This window comes from Nitrospinaceae bacterium, assembly GCA_018669005.1.
GTDB lineage: Bacteria > UBA8248 > UBA8248 > UBA8248 > UBA8248 > UBA8248.
Map to the genome: position 1 here is coordinate 26,574 of JABJAL010000079.1, position 25,944 is coordinate 52,517.

Sequence of the window (25,944 nt, forward strand, 5' to 3'; positions counted from 1 at the left end):
CAAGAGAAACGTATTAATTCTCCATCTCAAAAACGCTCCATGACACATCCGCCACCCGGCGAAACCCCAAACTGCCGAAAACACGTTGCGAGGGCGTATTGCCGTCGATGATGTAGCAATAGACTGGTGCACCACGCGCTATCTGCATGGCGGCAAGCGCCGAGGCAACGGCGCGCCCCAGTTTTTGATTACGGAATTTTTCAATCGTGTGGAGCATCCCAATCGAGCCATTCGCATGAACAATCATATAGGCCGCCAACTCATCGCCAACATGAACAGCAGCGTGCGGCGCCCGTGCAATACGCTCGGTGATATAGGCGTCGCGCTCGCCATGCTGCCCCATACTCGAAACCAGAGAAATTTCATCCTCCCGAATCCTATCCATTGGCGGACCATCAACAACAGGCGTGAATTCATCTTCCGCGAGGATATAGAGGCCGCATGGGGTTTCACGAACAAGGGGGCGCCTCGATATAATGGCCTCGCGCACATCGGCTGGAAGCGCGCTCAACCTCATGACTCTTTCTTCCTGTTGAGCGTTGGGATGATAGGGTTTCTCGCCCGCCGCCTCCATTCCGAGCGCCATTTGATCCAGGTCGGCCAGATTTTCGATAATCGCCTCTGTAGTACCCAGCGTGGCGAGCCAACCTCGACCTCCGTGAACACACAGAGACGGCTGCTCGGCACTATCCACAAAAATTTGGACATCGCCATTAGACTCTGCTATTTGCCCGCCTATTCTGTAGCTATAGGGTCGTGTCGATTCAAGAAAACCAACGAACGCCGGATCCTCTAAACTTCCTAATTGATTGAGCGCCACAAAGGCCTCCCAAAAATTCGAGCAAAAAAAAAAGACCGAAACAATACGGCTATCATACAATTTCGGGACTCGTTAGTGTATGAATAAGGAGCCGTTTTTTCATTCATCAAGGGGGCTGATGTGCGAAGCTGCAGCATCATTATCATCCCCGGGGACAATATCGGCCCCGATGCCGCTGCACAGACCCTCGTCCAGAACCCGGCCCACTACGATGTTCTTGTAATAGAAAACCTGCTCGGGGATATTTCAAGCGACTTAGGGGGCGGAACTATCGGCGGGCTCGGAATGTGCCCGGCTGGCAACATCGGCGACGAATATTCTTATTTCGAGCCTATCCATGGCTCGGCGCCCGACATTGCCGGCAAGGGTATCCGCCAACCCGTTGAGTCAGATTTTATCGAGTGCGATGCTTCTCAAACACATCGGAGAGGCCGCCGCAGGCCAGCGAATCGAAAATTCCGTATGGAAAGCGCTTGAGGAGGAAGACATCGTAATCGATAAACTTGGAAGGTCCTCAAAAAGAACCATATCGGCTGCCGAGGCCATCATTTCCAGACTTTAAGTAGGCTTGATAATTTCACACCGAATGGCTCAAGGCACCCTTAGTCCCAGAAGCGATAACGAAACAAAGTCCAGATCGCCACGCCACCATCGCGCCAAGTGATCTTTTTTCCTTCCTCGTAGGTTCGGCCATAGTAGGAAATGGGCATCTCAAATACGCGCCATTTCCTGGCCTTTAAAATTTTAGCGGTTATTTCCGGCTCCACGTCAAATCGCATTGACTCGATGACCATTCCTTCGATCACTTCGCGCCGAAACATTTTGTAGCAAGTCTCCATATCGGAGAGCGTGCAGTTAAATAATATATTCGTCAAAAAAGTCAGCAGATGATTTCCCATCTTGTGCCAGAACATGTGGACCCGCTGGGGTTTTCCCCCAAAACGCGAACCGTAGACGACATCAGCCAACCCTTTTTCAATGGGCGCAAGCAGCTCGGGTAACTCGGAAGGATCGTATTCAAGATCCGCATCTTGAATGACAATCACATCCCCTTGAGCTAGCTCAAATCCGGTCGAGAGCGCCGCCCCCTTTCCCCTGTTTTCTGAATGCAAAAGGACACGAACACCCTCTCCTTCGAGCCCGGCGAGAATCTCCCTTGTCCCGTCCACGCTTCCATCATCCACAACGATGATTTCAAGATTCAGAGGAACAGCGCGAACGCGTCCAACGATTTCAGTAATGGTATCCCGCTCGTTGAAGCAAGGAATCACAACGCTCAACAGAATTTCTTTCGTTTCGCTTGCGCCCATTTCGGCTCCAAAATCGATAAGAAAATGAGATGAACTACCTACAAAACAGCCTACCCGCTCGCTAACTCATCGACAGCCGATAAGATAACAGAGGCTCGCGCATGCTCAGATGCGTCCCGGCCCCGCCAGGCCCACGACAATTCTCCGCCCTTGTCCACCACAAATGCCCCCGGAAGGCGAAACCTATCGCCTATCGGCGCGCCCTGCCGGTTTCCTTGGGCAAAGGCCCAAAAGCCCCGCCAAATAGTGCGCGGACTTATAATCCGCCCAAGATTTCCCCGCTCCAGGCCATAAGCATCGTAAGCATCCCCTGAGGGGTCGCCGAGACAGGTGAACGGAAAATCGAAAATACTGCACACCGACACGGCCGAGGCCCCCTCGGAGGGGCTCACGGCAACAAGCCGAATCGACCTTTCCTCAAATTCGGTTTTATGACGGCGCAACTGCGCCATCTGCTCGCGACAGAAAATTCATCCCAAATGACGCATAAAAACGAGGACGAGTCTCGACTCCTCCCAAAATCCAGATAGAGAAGCTGACTTCCCCTCCCCATCCTCCAGCAAGACATCAGGAGCCATTTGGCCAACTCCCACCATTTTATCCATTCCCCAAACACCTCCCCGAACCAGAAGATCCACGGCTATTTACGTCATCATACGGCAGTGGACGCAAAACCGCCAAAAGCGGCATATCATCCATCCCTAGAGGCGAGGCGGCTTGGCAAACGGTGTCAGCACATGCCAAAATCAACCCGCCGTCACTCATTCGAGTGACAACTATCTTTAGCTGAGGAGAGACGTATGGCAACGCAACTTCTCGAACACATGCGCGAATTATGCGCCATACCCGGTCCGCCTGGCCGCGAGGACGCTGTCCGCGATCGTATCGTGGAAATTCTCAACCCCTCTGCAGATATTCTGCGCTCAGACGCATTCGGCAATCTGATTGCACGCCACAGCGCCGTGGACACTGTTCCCCACGTTTTGATTGAGTGCCACATGGATGAAGTGGGCCTCGTCGTAAGACAAGTCGAGCCCGGGGGCGCAGTGCGTTTTGACAAAGTGGGTCTGGTCGCAGACGCCGCCCTTCCGGGCCAGGAAATCGATCTGCTCACCGAGGATGGCAAACTCCATCGCGGAGTGGTCAACATACGAGCGGGGCACCTCCAGGCCAGGGACGGGCAAGAGCATCCCGGCGTGCAGGATATGTGGATTGACCTGGGCGGACTGGACGGCGCAGCTACCTCTGCCCTCGGCATCGGCCCCGGTACGCAAGGTGTCTTCCATAGTCCGTTCGAGGGGTTGAGCGATGGCGTATGGAAATCAAAGGCGGTGGACAATCGGGCGGGGTGCGCCCTTTGCATCGAGGCGTTCCTCAATATGAAAGCCCTTGCAAACCGCCTCCGCCTAAGCGCCGCCTTTTGCGTTCAAGAAGAAGTTGGCGGGCGCGGGGCGTCCGTTCTATCGACCAGCCACACAATCGGCCGCCATTCCCCCGATCTGGCCATCGTTATCGATACGGTCGGGGCCGAGGGGCCTGCGGGAGTCAACGATGCGCTCGGTGTACGCCTGGGAGAAGGACCTGTCCTAAGGCGATACGATTTTTCGCCGGGTAGTCGTTTGGGCCACGTTCCCTCACGGGAAATGGTCGCCTGGGTGCGGCGCGCCGCCGAGAGTTCTGGCGTTGCCATACAAGAGGACGCCTATGTCGGCACCTTCACGGACGCCGCCACCTTGAGCCGCTCGCTTCCGGGCGGGCTTCCGACCGTGACGCTGAATCTTCCCCGGCGGAACGCACACAGCCCCTCCGAGATGTTCATGGAGTCCGACCTCAATGCTACTGCGGCCTTAATCGGCGCCCTCCTGCGCACCACGTCCGAGGGTGATTATCCGAAAAAAGGGAAAGACTACAAAGAATAATCCTCCGATAGATTTATGAAAGGGAAATTTTACGTGCCACAGACCATTCGAGTCGCCCATAGCCCCGACTCTGACGACGCTTTCATGTTTCACGCCCTGGCGAATGACAAAATCGATGCGGGCGGCTATGAGTTCGTTCACGAGTTGCACGATATAGAAACACTCAACCAGGCAGCCTTCGGTGGCAAGTACGAAGTCAGCGCGGTGAGCTTTCACGGCTACTGCCACATCGCCGACAAATATGCCATTCTCCCTCACGGAGCGAGCTTCGGGGACGGCTACGGGCCGGTCATCATCACCCGGAAGCCCATGACCAAGGAGGCGCTTCGCGGGGTCGAAATCGCAGTGCCGGGCCTTCTGACGACTGCCTACCTCACACTTCGCCTCTACCTGGGAGGCGATGAGCCCAAGCATCGTGTCGTGCATTTTGACCACATCATGGACGAGGTAAAAAGCGGCGCAGTCGAGGCCGGGCTTCTCATCCACGAGGGCCAACTCACCTACGAGGAGGAGGGCTTCCACCTTGTCGAGGATTTGGGCATATGGTGGCAAAAAGAAACGGGAGGCCCCCTTCCCTTGGGTTGCAACGTCATCAGGAAAGATCTTGGGCCCGAGTGCGTACGCGAGGTAAGCCGCGTCCTGGGCGAGAGCATCAATTATGCGCTTGAGCACAGAGAAGAGGCCTTGGACCACGCCATGGCCTACGCCCGGGATCTTCCGCGCGAGAAAGCCGATACTTTCGTTGGCATGTATGTCAACGACTGGACGCGCTCATACGGCGAGGCGGGACGTCAGGCCGTCGTCACACTTCTTGCCCGCGCAGCCGAGGCCGGAATCATCCCCAACCACACAGAACCTGAATTTGTGGACTGAGCCAGACAATCAGTCAGGAGGCATCATTATGTTTGACGGCATTCACCATATTTCCATCGCCGTTGATGTTCTCGAGGAGGCAAGGGATTTTTATGCCGGCCTGCTCGAACTTGTGGAAATTGACCGACCGGACCTTCCCAACGCTGGCCATTGGTTCCAGGTCGGACCTGTCCAGCTTCATCTGACGGAGAAAACAACTTTAGAAAACGGCGAAAACATTCCGGGAACTGGCGCCGGAGAAACACACTTTGCTTTCAGCGGCGGCGACCTTGAATCCATGAAGGTAAGGCTTGAGGCCGTGGGTATTTTCGTCAAAGACGGCATTAACCATAAAATCGGAATGCGTCAGCTTTTTTTCAGAGACCCCTCCAACAACTTGCTTGAGATATTCGCTCCTCTTGGCTCTTAGGAGTTAAACGGAAGATTCCCTAAACAACAAACCCCAAGGGATTTGCCATAATTTTTTACTAAATAATATATACCATCTTCGCGAATATGGTATATTTACCATGTTCTCGATAGAAAGTGTTTTAAGATTTACAAATCGGCCTCTATTGCCGAGATGTAAATTCTCAAAAAAATAAATCAGATTTGAAATGTTTAGGGGGGGGAGTAAGCGTTACTCGTTTATTCTTATGAAGGAGCGGAAGCAAAATGGAGAAACTTAGATTCTGGAAGAAGTTAGCCGTCGTCGTACTTGCAACAGGCTTCATCGGAGGCTGCGTTAAGCTCAATGATGATCTAGGCCAAATATTCAAGTACAATAATCCGAAAATTGAAGCACGCAAAAAAGTTATGCGCGGCATCGCAGGCAACATGAAACGAATCAAAATCACCATGCGGGCTGGCAGCGGCATCGGTCCCATGCGCCAGATTAAGTGGGCTGCCGAGGACATCGCAAAACTAGCGCGCAAAATACCCGGTACCTTCAAGCATCAAACCCTCGCCGGAAAAACTACGGCAACAAACAAAATATGGGGCAACTGGAGCGGGTTCACCCAAGTTGCCACGAACCTTGTCACCTCGGCAGAGGTTCTCGCTTTGGCTGCCGATGGCCAGGATATGGGCGGCGTCAAGAACAGCATCAAAACAGTCGGCGCCAATTGCGGTAAATGCCACAAAGGGTATCGCGTGAAGAAAAAGAAGAAGCGGATGAAAAAGTAGTATTTTTTCAAACAACTTCAAAAATCCCCGGCTCTCAACAGGCCGGGGATTTTTTTCATTTTTTTAATCATATGACTGTCTAAAATGTAAACACTTGCACTTCAAACTTTTATATATCTCTTGACTTCTTATCGGACAGCGATAACATCTAGTCGGGCATGTTGTAGATGCCATTCCCCATGTGATATCGAATACAGAGGGCCACACTTTGCAGGAAAAATTTCCCACCGAATCTTTTGAAGATAGATACGAAGACGAGGCCCGTATCAATATCGATCTATCCTACGCCCTCAAATTAATGAGCGAGGCGTCAGACGCTCACAAAGAAGGCGACATCAACAAGGCTATAGAGCTTTACAAAGAGTCCATCGCGTTTTGTCCCACAGCCGATGCACATACCTACCTCGGCTGGATGTACTCTTTTCAAGATCGCTTCGAGGAAGCCATCGAGGAGTGCCACCAGGCCATCGAAATTGACCCTGATTTTGGGAATCCCTACAACGACATCGGCTCTTATCTCATGGAGTTAAAGGAGTTCGATGAGGCGGTCGAATGGCTCGAAAAAGCCAAGAGCGCGTCGCGCTATGAATCACGGCATCTTCCCTATATGAACCTTGCGCGGCGGCACATCCTGCGGGACGAGCACGGAAAGGCCATCGGTGAATTGTACGGGGCAATCCAGAGAGCGCCCGAGGAGGCTTTCCTACAAAACCGCTTCAAAGAACTACTCTCTATGCTCAATTAGCCCACTACATGTCATTTCACAAAAAAAAGCGGCCGCCCCGGGTTTTCTCCGAGTCGGCCGCTTTCATTATTAATTCAAAACATTGGCAAAATGTATTAGCCGGGAATACTGTCCCTTTTATCCTCTTCCTGCCATGCCTCTTCAACATAAATCGTGCGTGCGGCATCGCGGTTCGGACAATTGCCGTAAGTGAAAATCAACTCGGCATCCTCGGTCTCGCTCGGATTAAAGAGACCGTGAATTTCTCCCGCTGCGGCATAAACGAAGTTGCCCGTCTGAACGGTGTGCTCTTCTCTCTCCTCACCCATCCAAACGACGAGAGGCCCCTTGGCGATATAGAAAGTCGCATCACAAACATGATAGTGGCGCTGATTGCGGCCCTGTGGCGGAATGATGGTGCGGCCCATGGTTATCGTCTGCGTTCCCACGGCATGGGAATCTACACCCCAGGCGATGATCAGGGGTGGCTCGTATTTTTTGTCCACACCGATGGCCGTCGAGTCCACGACTGCCCAACGTTGTTTTTTTTCGGCTGCCTTGACGTTCATTCCTTCTCCTTTGATATCTATTGATATTTAAACGAAAAAATCACTCTCGGGTGGTGAACCTACTACGGATAGAAAAAATCGGAAAGCTAGGCGATACCCAGAAGATTTCGGGGCCCCGGCGTGCTGGGGCCATTTCCGACCGAATTAAGAATTTGTAGACCCGATTTCGCCGTCTTATTGGCCTTTGAGAGGACAGCTGCGTTCGCCTGGAAGAGCACCCTGTTTTTGACAAATTCTACCGTTGTATCGGCAAAATCCGTATCCCGAATGGCACTTTCGCTGCTCCTGAGGTTTTCAAGTTCAACGCCTTGCCGCTGAACGCCCGCCTCAAGGTTGTTTGACTGATGGGCGCCCACCTCACCCCGATAGGTAGAGAGCTTTTCGATAGCTGCGTCTACGGTATCCAGAGCTTTCTGAGCGCCGCTTGGGGTGGAAATATCAATCTTTTCTAAATCACTCGATATCCCTGAAAGACTAGAGGAGTCCACCCCTTCGTCCGTCGTATCGATGCCTTTGAGCACCTTTGACACGGACGATACGGAAGACTGCGCCGAAGTCTGATTCGCCGCCCTGGCCGTTGCATCTGTGCCGCCGGTATTAACCGCCTCTAGAGCCCGGTTGCGAACTGAGCGCAACTGATCGAACGCCTCCCCTAGCTTGGCGTCCTCGGTTCTCAATTCATTTATTTTTCTCTGATCACCTTGAATATTTCTTTCAAGGCTGTCGCCCTGAACGCGGAGATTCTCGCTAATAATCAATCCGGATGGATTATCGGCCCCGCTATTAATTTGCTGTCCCGTCGAGAGGCGCTCAAGAGATTTAGACAAGGCCTTTTGGCGAGCCTGAAGTGTTCTCGCCGCCGTCAACGCCGAAATATTCTGATTAATTCGAAGACCCATATCAGCCCCCCTTTACAGCGACTTAAAAAATGCATTGCCTAAAGCCTATTAAAAAGATGAGTCCTATTACTAAAGTCCAGTCACCCCCCTTGCAAAACTAGACAACTCATCTTTGTCCAACATGAAAATCATAGCATTTATCAAGGGAAGAACCAAAAAACGAATAAGTAAAATAATGACGGGTGAGAGCACCTAAACGACTGACAAATAACCTCTTATGAAATTATCGTTCCAATCCGGATAATGTGAACCCGGGCACTCAACCATTACATTTACCCCAAAATTCACTAAAACCATCCCTACTTCGCCTTGAACTGGTCATCGAGGAGCTTGAACATTCGTTTAATAGATGATTGTGACAGCAATTTCAATTTCGTGGCCTGTAATACTTGAGCGCCTCGGGCAACCAGCGCTGAATATCGCGTATTCGGGTGCTTCCCGAAGGGTGGGTCGAGAGGAACTCCGGGGGCCTGTTATTGCCATCTTTCTCTGAATTTTCTTTCATTCGCCGCCAGAAATCGACAGCCCGCCTTGGGTCATAGCCCGCCTTGGCCATGAAAATCAGACCTAGCCGATCAGCCTCGGATTCATGTAGACGAGAAAACGGAAGGATTAATCCCACCGAGACGCCAGCGCCCAGCGCGGCCATCGTCATTTGCGAAGTTCGGGATTCGCTCTTCGATAGTGCCAAACTAACAGCAAGCATCGAAGTTGAGACAAGAACTTGCTGGCTCACCCGCTCGCCTCCATGCCGGGCGATAGCGTGCGCCACCTCATGTCCCAAGACTGCGGCCAGCCCGTGTTCGTTCAGCGTGATGGGAAGAAGACCCGTATATACGAAAACCTTCCCACCCGGCAAGACGAAAGCGTTTGGCGTTTTATCGTCCTGTATAACAACAAACTCCCATTTATATTTTTTTCCCGATGCACGAGCGATTCGCTCCCCCACCCGGCGAACATGTTCGTTTATCGCCGGATCATGGTTGATTTTCTTTTCGTTTGTTTTCATCAAACTCTTAAATGACTGTGCACCCATGCTCAACTCTTGCCCCTCAGAGAGCAAAAGAAGACGCTCGCGACCCGTATAGGGCGTCTTCGAGCAAGCAGTGACCACTAGGAGGAGGAGAACTGTAATTCCTGGCAGTATCCGGTGAAATTTCATTCTGGGCCCTTTCCTAAATTCAACTCCACCTCACACACCTCAATAAGATAAAACGGAAAAATAACATCTAACTAAAAATCGTTTTCGCCATCAAGGAAGCAGCGCGCCATTATAAAACCCTTCCGCTTGGTACGCCTCATCCAGCAACACGAGAGGATGGACCACACGAAGATCGATCTCTCGCTCCTTGGCGCCGAAACCGATCTGAATCTGGCAGCCAGGGTTACCAGTACAAAGTACCGGAGCGCCCGAGTCATGGATATGTCCCATCTTTCTATCCAACAGTTTCATTGAAATCTCTGTCTGCGTCAGATTGTAACTACCAGCCGAGCCGCAGCACCAGTCACTCTCCCGGAGCGGCACGATTTCAGCATTTTCCACCGAGCGCAAAACATCAAGGGGCTCGGCGCGAACCTTCATGGCATGGAATAGATGACAGGGGTGATGATAGGCGACCCGCTGAGGCTCAGGATGTCTCGCGTTTCGCACTCCAATTTGAGAAAGAAAAACTGTCGCGTCCATCGCCTTTTCACTGAATTGTCTAGCTTTTTTAGCGAAAACAGGATCACCCTCAAGTAATTCGGCATATTCATGAAGCATGGCGCCGCAACCCGATACGGCAAGAACTATCGCATCGTAAGCATCGGGATCAATCGCCTCAAGATTCCGGCGGGCAAGTTCTCTCGCCGTTTCCTGATCGCCTGCATGGGCCTGCAACGCACCGCAACATGTTTGCTCGCGTGGAAAAATTACCCGCACACCATTGGCCGCCAGCGTGCGTACAGCGGCGCGGTTCACATCTCCAAAAAGAGCCGACTGAAGGCATCCGCCGAAAAATGCAACTCTGTGTCGCTCCTCGCCCACAGCGGGAACTTCGGGCGGAAGCGGCATCATCACGCCAACCTCGGGCGCCTCGGGCAACATCGGCTCAAGGCGCGCCAGCTTTTTAGGTATCAATCCAAGCCACCGAACCAAAACACCCAGAACCGTAGTTTGATAGAGACGAGTGAGCCCTGCAGCGAAGTTAAGCAGCGGGCGGTTCGGCAATAGCCACCTGAAAAGAAAACGCCTAAGCGCCCGCTCGCCCAGCGAGCGTTTCCGCACTTTCTCGATTCCCACTCGCGCCGCACCAATGAGTTTGCCGTAAGACACACCCGATGGGCACGCCGTCTCACACGCCCGGCAATCCAGACATCGATCCAGATGCTTGATGACGGTCTCGCTCACTTCCATCTCGCCATCCACCACGAGACGCATGAGATAAATGCGCCCACGGGGCGAATCCATCTCATTTCCCATGATGGTGAACGTGGGGCAGCTAGTCGTACAAAATCCGCAATGGATACAGTGTTGAATAACATCACGGTCCACCCCGTCAGGCCCCAGAAAAGGATTTTCCGACACCGGAACAGGGAAGGCGGCCTCGCTAGTCATACGAATAATTCCCTTATGTTAAATGCGGGCAACGAAACGCCCGGGGCTGAGCGTTCCCTGAGGGTCATACTCGGCCTTGAGACGACGCATGAGTTCAATCGCGGGCGAGGCGAGCGCGTCTTCTCCGAAAACATCTGTCTCATCCCGCAACGAGGCGGGCGCGGCACTGAGCGCAACGTGCACAGCCCTCCCCTTTTCCCGGTCCGCCCCGGCGCGGCAGCCTTCCCGAAACGCCTCCCAGGCTGCGAGCGGCGATACGTTTTCGGAGCCAGGTGAGAGCCAACACCGATAGACGCCACTGGCGGCATGCGCCCCAGACACAAGACGATACCCCCCGCCCGCCCGGGCAGCTTCAATCGCCGCTGCGGCAAATCGAGGGAGTTGGTCCAGTCGCCCCGAGGCTCGAAATTCTAGAGCGCCCGAATCGATAAACTCACCACCCGGCGAATCCGCCATCGCCCGAGAAAGACGGGTCGCCTCCTCAGGATGGAAACGATGCAATTCGGCGCCCCCTTGTTTTTCGAACAAGTCCTCGACCCGGCCAAGCTGCTCCATTAGGCCTTCCTTGAAATCACCATACGCGGCGGCTAGACACCAGGGACCAGGAAGACCGATTCCGACTGATCCCCCACGAAGGTCAGCTATTCGGCCAGCGTCCACCACCTCGACCCACATAGGAGAAAGCGCCATGCGCGTCAACTTTTCTGCGGCTGCAAAGGCCTCTGCTGCAGATGAAAATCCGGCCGCTCGCGCCTCTACCCGCTCGGGATTTTTATAAAGGCGAATCGCCAATTCGGTTACGACGGCTAGCGTCCCCCAACTCCCGGCCAACAGGCGGTTCATGTCGTAGCCAGTTACGTTTTTCACTACGAGCGCTCCATAGGTCTGTGTCGAGCCATCGGCAAGCGCCACTCGCATCCTCATCACGCGATCCCGGGCACGACCGAACCGCACCCGCATCGGGCCCGAGCGATCGGCAATAATCGTTCCGCCGACAGTGGCCCTATCAGAAAAAGGTGGATCGAGTCCCGCCGTCTGGCCCTCTGGAAGCGTCAGACTATTCAACGAGGAAACCGTCATACCCGCACCGACAATAGCCGTCAGATCATCGCGGAGAAAATCAACGACACCCGAGAGTTTTGTTGTCGAGAGTGCCACGTCGTAGCGCGCCGGGGGATAGCCCCCCCGCCGACTCGTTCCGCCACCCCAGGGCACAACCGCTAGACCAGCCTCACTCGCTCGTGCGAGTACCCGCGCCACAGCTTCATGCGTCCTCGGCTGGGCCACGAGAGCGGGCACCTTTCCACCAAGCCCGTAGCCAGCCGATGCCGTTTCGGTGATCAGGTCCCGCTCGCCAGTATCGGCAAGAACGGCGCTAGCAAATTTATCAAGAGATGGAGAAGACATAACTATTTCGACATTCCAGCGGCGTGCGAGGAGACTGCGCCACTCTCAACGACAGGAAACAGGTCATCCTCCCCTGGAAAAATTTTACCTGGATTGAGAAGACCGGTTGGCTCGATTGCGTCTCTCATTCGCATCATCATATTGAGAGTTGGCTCATCAAACTGATCGGACATCTCACGCATTTTTTCTATGCCAATACCATGCTCACCCGAAAGCACCCCTCCGGCACGAATGCATGCCCGCAGGATTTCAGAGCCGCACGCAACGGCACGCACCGTCTCTCCGGGGATTCTGTCGTCGAAAAGAACATTGGGGTGTAGACTTCCGTCTCCGGCATGAAATACATTGGTGACGATAAATCCAAAGCGCTTTCCTATCTCGTCAAATTCGGCCAGCACCTCTGCCAATTTTGATCTAGGAACAGTACCATCTAGGCAATAGTAGGCAGGCGCTATCGCTCCGAAGGCGCCAAAAGCTTTTTTTCGGCCCATCCAGAGTGCCTCGCGCTCCTCCTCGTTTTCGGCGAGCCTGAACGAGGTGCATTTATTCTCCTCACTAAACTGACGAACTATCTTCTCAAGCGACCTCATCGACGGCACCAAACCATCAAGCTCGATGAGAAGCACGGCCGCTGCATCCTGGGGATATCCCGCCTTCATGACCTTCTCGATCGCCTCAACAGTATAGCGGTCCATCAATTCCATAGCGGCGGGCACGGCTCCAGCCGCAATAATATCACTCACCGTCCGGCATGCGTCGCCCACATTTGAAAACGTCGTCAGCATCGTACGCACGCCCTCGGGATTAGGCACCAATCGGACGGTAATCTCAGTCGTTAGAGCAAAAGTCCCCTCAGAGCCGACAAAAAAGCCCCTTAGATCGAACCCCGGCACCTCTTCACCATCTGCCCCCAGTTCGACGACCTCTCCCGAGGAAAGAACCACAGTCATCCCCATGATGTGATTCGTCGTCATCCCGTACTTGAGACAGTGAGCACCGCCTGAGTTTTCAGCAGCATTTCCACCAATCGTGCAGGCCATCTGGCTGGAAGGATCGGGCGCATAGTGGAATCCGTTGGGCCGTGTTTCATTCGAGAGATGAAGATTAACAACCCCCGGCTGGACGCGAGCCAGCATATTTTCGTAATCCACTTCAAGAATACGGTTCATCCTCGTCGTAACGAGGAGCACGCCACCGGGCGCTGGCGTCGCGCCGCCCGAGAGGCAGGTGCCTGCTCCGCGTGCAATCACAGGAACACCAGCCTCATGACAGATCGTCATCACCTGCCTAACATCTTCCGTTGAGTCTGGAAGAACCACAACGCCGGGCTCGCCTTTGTAAATCATCAACGCATCGTGGTCGTAGGTGCGCATCGCCTCGTGGGCAGTATGTACATAATCCTCGCCAATGGCCGATATGAGTTTTTCAACAAGTCCAGAGTGATTCATTCACAACCACCTTTTACCGAACAAATTTTCTAAAAGACCACCTTTCCAACGATTATAACGCCACCGCCCCACGTTGCGACACCTCCCAGACGGGACAGAGCACGTAAGAGAGCGTATAATCATTTTTTATTCATATTACTTAGTCTCAGAGGTCTTCTTGAACACACCCGCAACCAATACCCCGAAAGGGCCTCGTATATATTACGGCTGGATCATCGTCTGTGTTTCGTTCCTCTCCATGGGGTTTCACAACTCAGCACGTTTTTCGTTCACTATCTTTCAAGTTCCCCTTATTGATGAGTTTGGGTGGAGCCGAGGCGCCCTCGGCGGGGCCTTCTCGCTTATGCTCGGTTGCTATGCTCTCTCGGGCCCGCTCATCGGTTCAATATTCGACAAAAAAGGCCCGAGAGCCGTTATGCCCTGGGGCTCATTGTTAATCGGAAGCGGCCTCATTATCGGCTATTTCACCAGTTCCCTCTTGCATATTTACCTCTTGTACGGCGTTTTTATTGGTGTCGGTATGTCGATGAGCGGCTTTGCACTCCACGGCGCCCTTATGCCGCGCTGGTTTCAGAAAAAACGCGGCCTCGCAACCGGCATCTATCTCTCCGGCGGCGGTGTCGGCATCCTTGTCTTCTTCCCCCTCATCGAGCGCCTCATCTTCTATGTCGGATGGCGTTATACCTTTCTACTCTTCGGCGTGACCATTCTTCTTATCATGGTCCCCCTCAAACTGATTTTTTTACGCGATGGCCCCGATGACGTGGGCCAAACGATGGACGGTCTACCCCCGGATTTGACGGCCCCAGCCCCCATCCCTCAACCCGAAACGAAAGAGCAACCCAACATCAGGGAAGTATTCGACGAGGTAAGGCACGATGGCCGCTTCTGGCTACTCGCCTGCATTGTCTTTTTCCTTGGGCTAAACAACAACACCATCATGAGCCAGCTTCAACTTTTTCTCGTGGACTCAAAGTACGGGACCGCAACCGCTGCGCTCTTGTTGGGTGGCATCGGCCTCATACGTATGGCGGGAAGCTCTTGCATGGGCTGGTTGAGCGACTCTATCGGCAGACCGCGAACACAAGCCCTGTCCTCCTTTGTCTCGGCAATGGGGCTCATCATTCTCCTCACCTTACCGGCTGCAGGCGGATCAATCTTAATGGGCATCATTTTCGTTCTCGTTTACGGATTTGGTATGGGGGGCATGTCGGCCTGCCACTCGGCCATGTCGGCGGACGCCTTTGGAGGGCGAAACTTTGGCGTCATCATGGGATTTCTCGAAATTTGCTTCGGGCTCGGGGGTGTTGTCGGCCCGCCGGCCGCAGGCTTTATCTTCGATGCGGTGGGAAGCTACAATGTGCCGTTTACAATCATAATTGCAGGTCTTCTTTCCATGAGTTTCGTCTGCCTGGTTATTTATCCAAAAGTGGCCGCAAGAAATAACTAACTTTCTCGACAAACTCATAAAAAAATTTAAAAATCAATCGCTCATCCCGTATATTCCAGAATAAACAGCCCCAATCCCCATCGATCACCAAGATAAATAAGACCGGTCTGGGTGTCCACGAAAACATCATTGCTCTGGGTGAGCCAGCGCTCAGAGTCTCCAGCCGGAATATAATGGCCCACCTCTTTGGGTTTAAACGGGTCCGACCAATCTGCAATACGCAACCCGGCCCCATACCAGCATATGTACATCAGATCATCTGCCTTCATATCGAGCCAGACATTATGAGCCCCATAGCGAGCCCCGAGCTGCGACCAGTAGGGATCCACCGGCCTCATCGATTCGGGATCTATTTCATAGGGATGAAAACTTGAAATCGGAAGCGGCACCATCGGATTCCGCATGTCGTAAAAGGTAACGAAGGCGGGCGGGTGAGCACAGTTCATCGTAACGCACTCGGTGGCCACGATGGCGAATTCTGAGCCCGGAGGAACGAGAAAGGTGTGGTAGCAGCCGGGCCAACCGTGGGTCTCGTGCGGGTTATGGCGCCACATGAACTCAGGGTTTCTGGGGTCAGTCATGTCGAACATGGCAATGCCCCCGTTCCAGAAGCCGCAGGTCACATAATTCCCAAACGGGTTCGCTTCATGAAGCCAGACACCCCAACCGAGCTTTTCAAAATCCCACGAGGGTGTCTCTCCCGCCCCTTCGTTCTGCCCCTCTATCCAGCATTGCGATAAAAGCTCGGGAGCAGAAGGGTCTTTTACGTCAAAGGTGCTGAGCACTTTCCCATGGCAGCCGTCCTTGAAAGCCGAGCAATAGAGAAGACCCCTATCCTTATCGTGAATCGGGCGGTGTATCCCCCTGCCATCGGCCTCAACGTGTCCAACCTGTCTCGGATTAGTAGGGTCGCTCAACTCGAAAATTTTCATGCCCGGTATTACGTCGGGTGGCGGCTCCTCGCCGGGCCGAAGCTCACAATTCGTGTAAAGCATATCGCCGACCATCAAGATTTTATGGGTTCGGGCACCAGGATGGTCCTCGATCTGATTGACGACCTTTGGTTTCGTGGGGTCCGAGACATCGACGATCGTAAGACCGTTATGACCGTTCGCGCCAGAGGCGGCGACATAGGCGAGCCCATCCCTCACTTGAATTTGAAAGGTATCGCCCCAACCGTTCAGATCCGAATGTCCCACGACGCGGACATTTTTTTTATCCTCAGCGACAGGGCCGGTGAGAACAGAGGGCTCATCCTTGTATATAACCTGCGTGTCTAGCGAGCGAGGCGGTATCTTGTACTCTGGCTTCGGCATGAGACAAACTCTCCTGATAAAGACTATTAAGCTAATAAGACATTCTAGAAAAAAAATGAAAAATATTAAGCACCTTAATCTGGAACAGCGACACCCAACTCTTCGGCGAGGGAGGCTGAGGCGCGCCACACGTTTTCTTCAATGGCAACACCCTCGCGGAGCCGGATCGCCCTTTCCCTGAAACTCCTCTCGCCCGGCATACGTATTTCATCTGCACCCGAGGCGAGGGGCGAATCCTTGATTTCCTTGATGTGCGCGCTCACGGCACGCCTGAAAACGGAAGGATCGCCGAAAGCCGCAGGGTCGATCACGATGAAAAGATCACCCTTGTTTGCTTTTCGGCCCTGATGAAAAACTCCGGCAACGGCCTTTCCGACCAGACCGCCAACCATGGGCCCGGCCAGAAGCCCGAGCATGAGATTCAAGCCGTATCCTTTGTAGCCGCCAAACGGAGTGAGCGCACCTTGGGCCGCCTCTGCCGGATCGGTAGTAGGGGCGCCGTCCGGACCCAGCGCCACACCCTCTGGAAGCGACTCGCCCTTCGCACGGGCCTTCATGACATTACCAAACGCGATTTCGGTAGTGGCGAAATCAAGCAGCAGCGGTTCTTCCTCATCCGAGGGAAGAGCGATGACGAGCGGGTTCGTACCAATGATCCGTTCGGTCCCACCGTAGGGATGGGCAAGTGGAGGCGTCACCGTCGTTATGATGCAAGCCATGCCAGCCCGAGCAATTCGCTCTCCATAATAGCCGACGAAAATTAGATGATTCGCATTGAGCAAACCCACCGAGCAGGTTCCGGCAATCACCGCTTTTCTCATGGCCAGATCTATCGCGAAAGTGCCGCCAATCGGCCCCAGCGCTCCCCCGGCATCGACAAGGGCCGAGCCCTCCCGCTCCTGGACAATCCTGGGCCTCGCCTTCGGGTCGATCATCCCCTCGTTGATTCGTTTAATCATGTCGGGCATGCGGATAAGACCGTGGCTTGATATTCCGCGCAGGTCCGCCTCCCACATCACCTCCGCCGCCTGTCTGGCATCTGCGGGAGAGCAGCCAGCGGCAACAAACATCGCCTCTTCATATGCTCGAAGTACGCTAGCGCTCACGATATGCTGAGATAGTTCACTCATATTCTTTCCTTTTCACTAATAAAATTTATTGATCGAAAGTATTTTATAAATCCGGTTCCGGCGCTGCGACAGAGGGTTTTGTGACATTCATCATCCAGCAGTATATCTCGATCCGGTTGCCGTCAGGGTCGAGAAAATAGAAGGCATGACTGCCACTGCCGCCTAAAAACCCTTTTTCATCCTGGGCCTCATGCCCATGTACATAAGGACCGGAGACCAACTCGATTCCCATTGAGCGTACATGGTCAAGCGCGGCGAGCCAGTCTTCTCGATCATCCACTTCAAAGGCAACATGGTTGAGTCCCACGTCATGTCGCTGTGTCGAATCAATCCCAACCGATGGGGGGTTGTCCGCCCCCTCGGGCAACCCAAAGAGGACAAAGTTGTGGTGCATTTGATCGACGCGCATGAAGCAAATCTGACCAGGAAAATCGGGCGGCCCCCATCTTCCCGTAAGTTTGAGCCCCACAACTTCGCGGTAAAACTTAAGGGAGCGATCCATATCGCTGACCTGAACCCCAATATGTCCAAGTGAACCTACATTACAGCCCATTTCCGAAATCCTCCATAAAGGAATGTCCGGCAATTTTTTGCCTTACAAATCAACCCATCAAATTGTCTCAATAGCTTAGATTATATCATGTCCTGCGCATTTAGACCTCTCTCATGGCCACTCTCGGGAGCGAAATTCTCCCAAAAAGCCTAGATTGAATGTAGGTGCCAAGGGCCGCCAGGAGGATTTGCCATGAGACTCGATCCACTCAGGTTAGGGCTTGCTTTCGGAATCCTATGGGCCTTCGGGGTCGCTTTTTTAGCATGTATGGCCCGCCTCTTTGGGTGGGGCGTGCCCGTCGTCGAAATCATCGCCAGCGTCTACATTGGATTCTCCATCACATGGGCAGGTCTACTCGCAGGCGTATTATGGGGCCTCGCCGATGGATTTATCGGTGGTTTTCTAATTGCCTGGCTCTACAACCTTCTTCTGCCCACCGACAAATAATTGGGGAGTTTCCGTATCTCAAAAAGACGAATGAGGAAGCAACATCGGTTGAAAACGTTCTAGCTCTTTATTGCAAGCCATTTCCTCGTTTGCCGCAAATCGTCGGCTCTGGGGCTAAATGCTGCCCCTACCCCCATGTTCAACTTCGTAATCTCCTCGCTTCCAGCAATACCCTCTCCGTCAAAAATAAATGAGACACTTTCAAATACGGATACTATTATTCAATTCAAAGATCACTCAGAATTTACTGTAATGTGTTACTTAACTTCAGCTCATAATAACTTGCATATAAACATCTCTTTGCTCTAACCACCCCAAACTCTGAGACACTCCCCATGGGCAACAAAAAAACCGTTGACAATCTCGGTGCCAAGCCAAACATTGACTTATGAGCCGGTTGCAACATAGAAGTGAGCGGTCGGGGGATTATCGCACCGACAACGGCTCGCACCCGGATAGGACCGGGGGGAGTGGGGCGCTAACGGGTAGTGCCCCCTGGAGTAGACAACTCTCAAAAGGAGGTTCTATGAAGAAAGACAGGAACCCAGAATCCCGTGCCGAAAATTCCACCTCCTCGGCTCCGCTTGTCGGCCGGGCGGGGAGGAGGCTGAAAGGCTGACACCACAAAACAGGCGCCATGCGCCTGGCGCAGTTGATTGGGAACATAAAAAATCCCCAACTGCAAGAGAAAATCCAGAGAGCGGGGTGCAACGCCCCGCTCTCTTTTTATTTCCATGAATTGGGCATAACTGGAATACATCCTTACGCTAACGCCATGCTTTTGGCGGTTTTTTCCCTCTACCAGGAATTTTTTTCCCTGCCACAACAACGCCACAGATCATAACATATTACTTATCAATTACTTACAATCGGCATGGTAATTGCTTAAGTAAATCATAGAGCAATATCGGTGCGGCTTTGCTGAACTAAAAGCCCTCCGAGCAGGATTATTTAGTGAGGAGCGGGCAAAGCCCTCGTTAAGGCTGTGCTTTGCCCTAAAAGTACATTTTGTGATCTGGAAAAAGATCAAAGCGGTTACCCACAATTCAAGGAGGAATATCAGATGGGTCTAAGAATCAACCAAAACATTGCTGCTCTAAACGCCGCACGTAACCTACGCTCCACCGATGCCGCTATGTCGAAATCACTCGAGCGGTTGTCCTCAGGTTTCAGAATCAACCGCGCAGCCGACGACCCCGCCGGACTGATCATTTCTGAAAACTTAAGAGCGCAAATTGCTGGCCTTGGCCAGGCGGTCAAGAACAGCTCAAATGCTGTGAACGTTGTGCGCACCGCGGAGGCGGCGCTCGACGAGGTGCTCAAACAGCTCCGCGCCATCCGGACCCTGGCCCTTGATGCTCTGAACACCGGCTCGTCTGACGCCATAGCCCGGGCCGCTGACCAGACGCAGATCGACTCATCGATTGCCACCATCAACAGAATTGGCAACACCACCCAGTTTGGTAAAATTAAACTGTTGAACGGCTCCTCGGGTGTTCGTGGCTCGACAAACAGCAACGATCTGGAGTTCATCGCGGGCTCGACCAACACCGTGGCCGGCAGCTACGACGTGAACATCTCCCAGGTTGCGACCAAGGGTAATAAAACTTTTACCGTTAAAAACGAGTTCGAAACGGGCGACGCAGCGGTCGCATTCGACTTGAATGCAAGCTCAACCGCCGCTTTCACGGTTGACTTCGGCGCGGGCATCACTTCGGCCACGGATGTTAAAGAACTGGGCGCCCAGCTCACCGCCGCAGGCCTTGTGGACGACACCTCCCAGACCGGTGTTAAGGTGCGCTTTAATGAGCAAGATGCCACCGCCTACGTCACCATTGACAGCACCGCTGCTGCTGCTGCCGATAAAATTGACACGACCCTACTGGGCAACCTGAACGGCACCACGCTCGGCAAGATTGTTAATTTTGCGCCCGATGCGGCTGGAGGCGAAACAAAGTTCCACATTGCCGGTCGTTTTGCAGGCCTTGGCTTTACCGCCAGTGACCTTACCGTGGATACCACGGGCGCCAACACGGGCTTTTCGGCCAACACGGCCCTCCAGACTGGGTTGGCGACCCCCGGTGATCCGACGACCACGAACACCATTCAGTTCACGATTGATTTTGGCACCGGCCTCGACTCGACGGGCAAAAAAGCGCTCGCCCTGGCCCTCCGTGACGGCGGACTAACCGATAGCACCGTCACGGCCGGTAATCTCTCGGGCGCCGGCGCGAACAACTCGACGCTGGCCGTATCGCTCAACACGACCACGGCGGTTGCCACCATTACACTGACAACTGACGGCAACATGACCGAAACTTCCTCGGCTGTCGCGCTCCAAAGCGGCATCGCCATTGACAGCGCCTCGAACCTTGATCGCTTCATCGCGGTGGGTATTGCGACCGACAAACTCACATTCTCAACCTCTGTCGCAGCCGTTGTGGCTAACGGCGCTGGTGACAAGACATCGGGTGTCAGCACCGCGCTGACGTTTGGCGCGAATCCCGGTCTCGCATCCACAGAGGTTGCCACGCTGGGTGGGGGCACCGGCCTTGCCGTTGCCGACATCAAGACCATTGGTGAAACGCTTACCATCAACGACTCAACGGTTGTTGATATCGCAGCGGGCACGGCGCTCACATCGGTTGTTTCGCGAATTAACTCTGCGATCGAGGCTGATGAGCTCAAGGTCAAGGCAACGTTCAAGGCTGACACCGCGAGCAGCGACTTGAACAACCTCATATTCACGAACACTGAATTTGGATCGACGCTGACGACGGTCAAATCAACGAAGGGCGGCTCCCTAACCTATCAGCTCAGCATCGGAACAAGTATCCAAAACGTCCAGGGCAAGGATGTTGCCGGTACCATAAACGGCGTTAAAGCCAATGGTGACGGACAGTTCCTGACGCTATCCTCATCGGGTGACAACGCCAACGGCATCAAGGTTAAATTCACGGGCACGGCAGCTCCTGTGGATGGCACCTTGAAGGCCACCGTCACCCAGGACTCGCTGCTCTTCCAGGTCGGCGCCAACTCGGGCCAGACCGTCAAGCAGTCCATTGAAGACGTTCGGGCCAACAAGCTCGGCAAGCTGGCCACCGGGCTTCTCACCTCGGCCAGGAGCATTGCTGACATCAACGTCATCACCTCGGACGGCGCCAACGATGCGCTCAACCTGGTGGACGATGCGATCAACACCATCACAACCATCCGGGGAAACTTGGGTGCCTTCCAGGCGAACGTTTTGGAATCGAACATCAACAGCCTGGGTGTGGCGAAAGAGAATCTCTCGGCTGCTGAAAGCGCCATCCGGGATGCGGACTTCGCCGAGGAAACCGTGCAGTTCACGCGAAACCAGATACTCTTGCAGGCTGGTACGGCCATTTTGACCCAGGCCAACGCCATCCCGCAGGCAGTGCTCCAGCTCCTCGCGTAAGGAGAGCGTTTTTAAGCAACATCAACGGAAATAAAAAAAGAGCAGGGCAAAAGCCCTGCTCTTTTTTTTCAGGCAGAAAAAACCAATCGATATAGTTAAGCGGAGGGCTCGCCCTCATTCCAGCCAAGGTTGTTGGGGCCACCTTCCGTATTAAGGGGAAATCCCCCGGCCTCATGGCGCTCCTTGATAAGACGCCACTCGTCATGAAAGCCACGCGTAAATCCTCTAAAATGCGGGATAACGTGGCGGGCAAAAAGCTCAAGCGAGCGGCGAAGCTTCTCTGGGCCAGCCCACTCATGGGTGGTGAGCATGAGACCACCGAAACCACCTGTTTCTTCTTGAAATTGCTCAATAGCGGCTATCGCATCATCGGGCGTTCCGATGATCCATCGGCGCCGCTCGGCTGCCGAGCGCGCGGTCACCTCTTTTAAAGGCTGTCCCGGATACTCTTCGTATGGAGCGTTAACTCCTATCTTCCAGAAATATTCCGTCTCGCGCATAATTCCTTCCTCGACATCGGCCCATGCTTCTTCACGAGATTCGGCGAGATAAACACTGGTCGCTATGCGCCAATTATCTCGAGAGGTTTTGACGCCATGCTCGCGGGCAACCTCCTCTACAACGGGCCATTGCTCAGAATGAGGGGGGTAGTTGCCTCGATTCATTCCGGCCATCGACATGAGGATCATTCCGTAGCGCCCGGCAAGTTCAAGACCCCTACGGCTTCCTGCAGTGGCAACGGCGAGAGGCAAACGCGGCTGCTGATAAGAGCGGAGTTGGAGCCTCATTCCACGCAACTGCCAAAAACGGCCCTCGTAATCGATGGGCTCATCTGATTCAAGCAGTTTTACGATGATATCCACCGACTCGGCCATCATGTCATGGGCACGGTCCGGCGGAACCTGAAAAAGCGCTTTGTCGGTGACAAGATTACTCGGCCCGACGCCCAGGATCGCCCTGCCCCTCGTTAAATGATCGAGAAAAGCCATTCGCTCGGCTACATGGAAGGGATGGTGGTAAGGGAGATCGACAACCGAGGTACCGAGGCGAATCCGATGAGCACTGGCAGAGGCCTTGGCGAGTACCATCTCAGGTGATGGTATTGTTTCCCAGCCGCCGGAGTGATGCTCTCCGATGAAAAACTCATCAAAATCAAGGGAATCTGTGAATTCAATAAGGGAGATATCGCGATCGAAGGCGAGCGTGGGATGCTCGGATGGATGATGAAGCGGCATCATGAAAAAAGAGAATTTCATTATTTATCCTTAACAATAATGTTTACCAGTCGGCCTGGAACAACAATATGTTTCAAGATATCTTTTCCCTCAGTATATGTCACGGCTACCTCTACCGCTTTTTTTATCAACTCTTCCTTGTCCGCCTCAGGCAGCGCCATGAAAGTTCGCCTAGTCTTACCATTTATCTGGACAGCAAATTCTTTTTCCTCGGCAGCGATGGCACTCTCATCAAAAGAGGGCCAGTCTTCACGAAAAATACTCCCCGCCCCTTTGCCGCTTTCCAGGGCAGCCCAAAGTTCCTCGGCCAAGTGCGGCGCCAAAGGCGCAATACATAGAAGAAGAATTTCGGCCGCCTCGCGCTGCACCCCGGCCTCAGCCGCATCCTCGGTGCGAAGCGAGGTAGATAGCTCCATGATTCTTGCTATCGCCGTATTGAACGAAAATGTTTTCTCGTAGACATCGCTAACCTGCTGGAGCGTGTAGTGCGCATCACGGCGAAGCTTGCGGCCCGAATCGGAGATCGCTGATGCATCTCCAGAAATGGGCTCCGCCGTCTTCCAACTATCGAGGCGCTCTTGAAATGTAGCCCAGAGGCGCTGCAAGAAACGGTGCACCCCGATGAGCCCATCGTCGCGCCACTCCTTGTCACGTTCGGGAGGTCCAATAAAGAGCGTATAAAGCCGCCCTGCGTCGGCTCCGTAACGAGCCGAGCACTCCTCGATCGACACGCCGTTGAGTTTGCTCTTGCTCATCACCGCCATGTCGCCCACTACTTTGTCACCCGCCTTGTATCGACTCCCCTCGGGGCCATCTTCTGTTATGACGAGTCGCTCTTCGTCTACATGGCGATAGGGCACCCAAACGTTGCCTTGGGCCCCCGAGACACGGTAGGCAGTTCGGCACACCATCCCTTGCGTGAAGAGATTCTCAAAGGGCTCCTCGAAGGAAACATGCCCAAGATCATAAAGGACCTTCGTGAAAAATCTTGAATAGAGAAGATGCATTACGGCGTGCTCGGCCCCGCCAATGTATTGGTCGACGGGAAGCCAACGATTCACATCAGCCGTGTCGAACACGGCGTTCTCGTTTCGCGATGACACGTAACGAAGGTAATACCACGAGGAGTCCACGAAAGTGTCCATCGTGTCCGTCTCGCGGCGTGCGGGCTTACCCGTCCTGGGGCTGATGACATTCACGAAATCCGAGCTTTGCGCCAGTGGATTTCCTCCCCGGCCCGTGAATTCAACATCCCTGGGATGCATGACGGGAAGTTGCTCATCAGCCACAGGCGTCACCGTGCCGTCCTCTTCATAGAGAACAGGAATCGGCACACCCCAATACCTTTGCCGGGAAATTAACCAATCGCGAAGACGCCAGTTAATCGTACGATCACCAAAACCTTGCTCGTTAAAGTAGCCCACCATTTTAGGATAAGCCTCGCGGTTGGGCTGGCCATCAAAGGGCCCCGAATCCTGCATGACGCCATCCTCGACATAGGCCTCGGTCATCGAATTACTATCTATTCCTCCGCCTGGGTGCTGAATCACCACTTTAATTGGAATGTCGTATTTTCTCGCGAAAAGAAAATCTCTTTGATCGTGGGCCGGCACACCCATGACAATACCCGTGCCGTATTCCATCAGGGCATAGTCGGCAACCAGAAGACGTACCTTGTCGCCATTCACAGGATTAATAACGAAATGACCCGTATCGACACCCGTCTTTTCTTTTTCCTCGCTCATCCGATCGGCAGTGCTCTGGGCCTGCATGGCAGCGACGGCCGCCCGAATCTCCTCAGCCCTTGGATTTCCTTCGAGCAAATTTTCAATAAGGGGATGCTCAGGCGCGCAAACCATGAAGGTGACACCGTAGACAGTATCTGGCCGCGTCGTAAAAACCGAAAGCGTCTCCCCAGAGGATTCAAGTTTGAAATCTATACGTGCGCCTTCGCTCCGGCCCAGCCAGTTGCGTTGTTGCTGTTTGACATGCTCGGGCCAGCCGTCCAGCCCATCAAGATCGTCTAGAAGACGCTGGGCGTAATCCGTAATTTTGAGGAACCACTGGCTGAGCCATCGCTTCTCGACGGTCGCCCCACTTCGCCAGGCGATTCCGTCATGAATTTGCTCGTTAGCCAAAACGGTTTCATCCACAGGATCCCAGTTAACAAGAGATTCCTTTTTAAAGGCGAGGCCACGCTCGTACATCTGAAGGAAAATCCATTGGGTCCATCGGTAGTAACCTGGATGCGCTGTCGAAAGCTCTCGCCGCCAGTCGTAGGCGAGTCCGGCGAGGCGAAGCTGCCTGCGCATGTTATCGATATTCCGCTTTGTCCATACCGCAGGATGGCTTCCCGCCTGAATGGCAGCGTTCTCGGCCGGAAGACCCAGGGCATCCCACCCCATCGGATGCATAACAGCGTGGCCGCGCATCGTACGATAGCGACTGATGGCATCCCCCATGGTGTAGTTACACGCATGGCCCATGTGCAGATCACCCGAAGGATAGGGGAACATCATCAGGCAATAATAAGTGGGTTTATCCCCAGGGTCGTCGGGAGCCTCGAAGATTTTTCCTTGCTCCCAAACATCCTGCCATTTGGCCTCATAATTTTTTGGTTCATACTCTCCGAGCATTTGTACCCT

22 protein-coding genes and 1 pseudogene are annotated in these 25,944 nt (G+C 53.6%); 9 read left to right on the forward strand and 14 right to left on the reverse strand.

Going from position 1 to position 25,944, the window contains the following annotated elements:
* Positions 1-13 precede the first annotated feature (13 nt).
* The gene (locus tag HOJ95_12610; protein ID MBT6395543.1) at positions 14-820 is read right to left on the reverse strand and encodes a hypothetical protein; all 807 of its coding nucleotides are present in this window, start codon (positions 818-820) and stop codon (positions 14-16) included.
* A gap of 105 nt (positions 821-925) precedes the next feature.
* Between HOJ95_12610 and HOJ95_12615 the strand changes: the two are divergent.
* Positions 926-1,382 (forward strand): annotated as a pseudogene (locus HOJ95_12615) (hypothetical protein).
* Between the two features lie 40 nt (positions 1,383-1,422).
* Here HOJ95_12615 and HOJ95_12620 read toward each other — a convergent pair.
* Together HOJ95_12620 and HOJ95_12625 are read right to left on the reverse strand one after the other, a co-directional pair.
* Positions 1,423-2,130 (reverse strand): glycosyltransferase family 2 protein, encoded by a 708-nt coding sequence (locus HOJ95_12620; protein ID MBT6395544.1) that lies wholly within the window; start codon positions 2,128-2,130, stop codon positions 1,423-1,425.
* A 50-nt stretch (positions 2,131-2,180) separates the two neighbouring features.
* Complete coding sequence (locus tag HOJ95_12625) at positions 2,181-2,573, reverse strand: redoxin domain-containing protein (GenBank protein ID MBT6395545.1); 393 nt, start codon at positions 2,571-2,573, stop codon at positions 2,181-2,183.
* 357 nt (positions 2,574-2,930) lie between these two features.
* On the opposite strand from HOJ95_12625, the gene HOJ95_12630 reads away from it, so the two are divergent.
* From HOJ95_12630 to HOJ95_12650, 5 genes are all read left to right on the forward strand, one after another.
* Positions 2,931-4,049: a M20/M25/M40 family metallo-hydrolase gene (locus HOJ95_12630; GenBank protein ID MBT6395546.1), complete on the forward strand. Its 1,119-nt coding sequence runs from the start codon at positions 2,931-2,933 to the stop codon at positions 4,047-4,049.
* A 15-nt stretch (positions 4,050-4,064) separates the two neighbouring features.
* Positions 4,065-4,922, forward strand: a complete 858-nt coding sequence (locus tag HOJ95_12635; protein ID MBT6395547.1) for an ABC transporter substrate-binding protein — start codon at positions 4,065-4,067, stop codon at positions 4,920-4,922.
* Positions 4,923-4,950: 28 nt separating this feature from the next.
* A complete protein-coding gene (locus tag HOJ95_12640) occupies positions 4,951-5,331 on the forward strand; it encodes a glyoxalase (protein ID MBT6395548.1) in 381 nt (126 codons plus the stop codon).
* Between the two features lie 245 nt (positions 5,332-5,576).
* Positions 5,577-6,086, forward strand: coding sequence for a cytochrome c (locus tag HOJ95_12645; GenBank protein MBT6395549.1), 510 nt, complete (start codon positions 5,577-5,579; stop codon positions 6,084-6,086).
* 298 nt (positions 6,087-6,384) lie between these two features.
* On the forward strand, positions 6,385-6,831 hold the full coding sequence (locus tag HOJ95_12650) for a tetratricopeptide repeat protein (protein ID MBT6395550.1): 447 nt from the start codon (positions 6,385-6,387) through the stop codon (positions 6,829-6,831).
* A gap of 95 nt (positions 6,832-6,926) precedes the next feature.
* On the opposite strand, the gene HOJ95_12655 is transcribed toward HOJ95_12650, so the two are convergent.
* The 6 genes from HOJ95_12655 to HOJ95_12680 form a co-directional block, all read right to left on the reverse strand.
* Positions 6,927-7,379, reverse strand: a complete 453-nt coding sequence (locus tag HOJ95_12655; protein ID MBT6395551.1) for a cupin domain-containing protein — start codon at positions 7,377-7,379, stop codon at positions 6,927-6,929.
* An 86-nt stretch (positions 7,380-7,465) separates the two neighbouring features.
* The gene (locus tag HOJ95_12660) at positions 7,466-8,278 is read right to left on the reverse strand and encodes a hypothetical protein (GenBank protein MBT6395552.1); all 813 of its coding nucleotides are present in this window, start codon (positions 8,276-8,278) and stop codon (positions 7,466-7,468) included.
* Positions 8,279-8,645: 367 nt separating this feature from the next.
* Positions 8,646-9,440 (reverse strand): M48 family metallopeptidase, encoded by a 795-nt coding sequence (locus HOJ95_12665; GenBank protein ID MBT6395553.1) that lies wholly within the window; start codon positions 9,438-9,440, stop codon positions 8,646-8,648.
* Positions 9,441-9,530: 90 nt separating this feature from the next.
* Positions 9,531-10,874 (reverse strand): 4Fe-4S dicluster domain-containing protein, encoded by a 1,344-nt coding sequence (locus HOJ95_12670; protein MBT6395554.1) that lies wholly within the window; start codon positions 10,872-10,874, stop codon positions 9,531-9,533.
* 18 nt (positions 10,875-10,892) lie between these two features.
* Entirely contained in the window at positions 10,893-12,281 is a 1,389-nt protein-coding gene (locus HOJ95_12675) for an FAD-binding oxidoreductase (GenBank protein MBT6395555.1), read from the reverse strand.
* Between the two features lie 2 nt (positions 12,282-12,283).
* Positions 12,284-13,729 (reverse strand): FAD-binding protein, encoded by a 1,446-nt coding sequence (locus tag HOJ95_12680; protein MBT6395556.1) that lies wholly within the window; start codon positions 13,727-13,729, stop codon positions 12,284-12,286.
* A 157-nt stretch (positions 13,730-13,886) separates the two neighbouring features.
* Between HOJ95_12680 and HOJ95_12685 the strand changes: the two genes are divergently transcribed.
* A complete protein-coding gene (locus HOJ95_12685; protein MBT6395557.1) occupies positions 13,887-15,179 on the forward strand; it encodes an MFS transporter in 1,293 nt (430 codons plus the stop codon).
* A gap of 41 nt (positions 15,180-15,220) precedes the next feature.
* Here the strand turns inward: HOJ95_12685 and HOJ95_12690 are convergent, their stop codons facing one another.
* The 3 genes from HOJ95_12690 to HOJ95_12700 all read right to left on the reverse strand — a co-directional run bounded on the left by HOJ95_12690 (position 15,221) and on the right by HOJ95_12700 (position 18,178).
* The gene (locus tag HOJ95_12690; GenBank protein ID MBT6395558.1) at positions 15,221-16,495 is read right to left on the reverse strand and encodes a hypothetical protein; all 1,275 of its coding nucleotides are present in this window, start codon (positions 16,493-16,495) and stop codon (positions 15,221-15,223) included.
* Between the two features lie 74 nt (positions 16,496-16,569).
* A complete protein-coding gene (locus HOJ95_12695; protein ID MBT6395559.1) occupies positions 16,570-17,625 on the reverse strand; it encodes an Ldh family oxidoreductase in 1,056 nt (351 codons plus the stop codon).
* A gap of 43 nt (positions 17,626-17,668) precedes the next feature.
* Entirely contained in the window at positions 17,669-18,178 is a 510-nt protein-coding gene (locus HOJ95_12700; GenBank protein MBT6395560.1) for a VOC family protein, read from the reverse strand.
* A gap of 192 nt (positions 18,179-18,370) precedes the next feature.
* Between HOJ95_12700 and HOJ95_12705 the strand changes: the two genes are divergently transcribed.
* Both HOJ95_12705 and HOJ95_12710 read left to right on the forward strand, forming a co-directional pair.
* The gene (locus tag HOJ95_12705; protein MBT6395561.1) at positions 18,371-18,625 is read left to right on the forward strand and encodes a bacteriophage holin; all 255 of its coding nucleotides are present in this window, start codon (positions 18,371-18,373) and stop codon (positions 18,623-18,625) included.
* Between the two features lie 1,063 nt (positions 18,626-19,688).
* Positions 19,689-22,064 (forward strand): hypothetical protein, encoded by a 2,376-nt coding sequence (locus tag HOJ95_12710; protein MBT6395562.1) that lies wholly within the window; start codon positions 19,689-19,691, stop codon positions 22,062-22,064.
* Positions 22,065-22,159: 95 nt separating this feature from the next.
* Here the strand turns inward: HOJ95_12710 and HOJ95_12715 are convergent, their stop codons facing one another.
* Both HOJ95_12715 and HOJ95_12720 read right to left on the reverse strand, forming a co-directional pair.
* A complete protein-coding gene (locus HOJ95_12715) occupies positions 22,160-23,320 on the reverse strand; it encodes an LLM class flavin-dependent oxidoreductase (GenBank protein ID MBT6395563.1) in 1,161 nt (386 codons plus the stop codon).
* On the reverse strand, positions 23,320-25,935 hold the full coding sequence (locus HOJ95_12720) for a leucine--tRNA ligase (GenBank protein MBT6395564.1): 2,616 nt from the start codon (positions 25,933-25,935) through the stop codon (positions 23,320-23,322). The genes HOJ95_12715 and HOJ95_12720 overlap by 1 nt, the downstream gene beginning before the upstream one ends.
* Between the last annotated feature and the right edge of the window lie 9 nt (positions 25,936-25,944).

Coding starts and splice junctions, on each gene's coding strand:
- HOJ95_12645 (MBT6395549.1), top strand. CDS start 5,577: ATGGAGAAACTTAGATTCTGGAAGAAGTTAGCCGTCGTCGTACTTGCA.
- HOJ95_12670 (MBT6395554.1), bottom strand. CDS start 10,874: ATGACTAGCGAGGCCGCCTTCCCTGTTCCGGTGTCGGAAAATCCTTTT.
- HOJ95_12650 (MBT6395550.1), top strand. CDS start 6,385: ATGAGCGAGGCGTCAGACGCTCACAAAGAAGGCGACATCAACAAGGCT.
- HOJ95_12635 (MBT6395547.1), top strand. CDS start 4,065: ATGAAAGGGAAATTTTACGTGCCACAGACCATTCGAGTCGCCCATAGC.
- HOJ95_12665 (MBT6395553.1), bottom strand. CDS start 9,440: ATGAAATTTCACCGGATACTGCCAGGAATTACAGTTCTCCTCCTCCTA.
- HOJ95_12680 (MBT6395556.1), bottom strand. CDS start 13,729: ATGAATCACTCTGGACTTGTTGAAAAACTCATATCGGCCATTGGCGAG.
- HOJ95_12700 (MBT6395560.1), bottom strand. CDS start 18,178: ATGGGCTGTAATGTAGGTTCACTTGGACATATTGGGGTTCAGGTCAGC.
- HOJ95_12690 (MBT6395558.1), bottom strand. CDS start 16,495: ATGCCGAAGCCAGAGTACAAGATACCGCCTCGCTCGCTAGACACGCAG.
- HOJ95_12675 (MBT6395555.1), bottom strand. CDS start 12,281: ATGTCTTCTCCATCTCTTGATAAATTTGCTAGCGCCGTTCTTGCCGAT.
- HOJ95_12620 (MBT6395544.1), bottom strand. CDS start 2,130: ATGGGCGCAAGCGAAACGAAAGAAATTCTGTTGAGCGTTGTGATTCCT.
- HOJ95_12640 (MBT6395548.1), top strand. CDS start 4,951: ATGTTTGACGGCATTCACCATATTTCCATCGCCGTTGATGTTCTCGAG.
- HOJ95_12630 (MBT6395546.1), top strand. CDS start 2,931: ATGGCAACGCAACTTCTCGAACACATGCGCGAATTATGCGCCATACCC.
- HOJ95_12720 (MBT6395564.1), bottom strand. CDS start 25,935: ATGCTCGGAGAGTATGAACCAAAAAATTATGAGGCCAAATGGCAGGAT.
- HOJ95_12715 (MBT6395563.1), bottom strand. CDS start 23,320: ATGAAATTCTCTTTTTTCATGATGCCGCTTCATCATCCATCCGAGCAT.
- HOJ95_12710 (MBT6395562.1), top strand. CDS start 19,689: ATGGGTCTAAGAATCAACCAAAACATTGCTGCTCTAAACGCCGCACGT.
- HOJ95_12705 (MBT6395561.1), top strand. CDS start 18,371: ATGAGACTCGATCCACTCAGGTTAGGGCTTGCTTTCGGAATCCTATGG.
- HOJ95_12695 (MBT6395559.1), bottom strand. CDS start 17,625: ATGAGTGAACTATCTCAGCATATCGTGAGCGCTAGCGTACTTCGAGCA.
- HOJ95_12655 (MBT6395551.1), bottom strand. CDS start 7,379: ATGAACGTCAAGGCAGCCGAAAAAAAACAACGTTGGGCAGTCGTGGAC.
- HOJ95_12660 (MBT6395552.1), bottom strand. CDS start 8,278: ATGGGTCTTCGAATTAATCAGAATATTTCGGCGTTGACGGCGGCGAGA.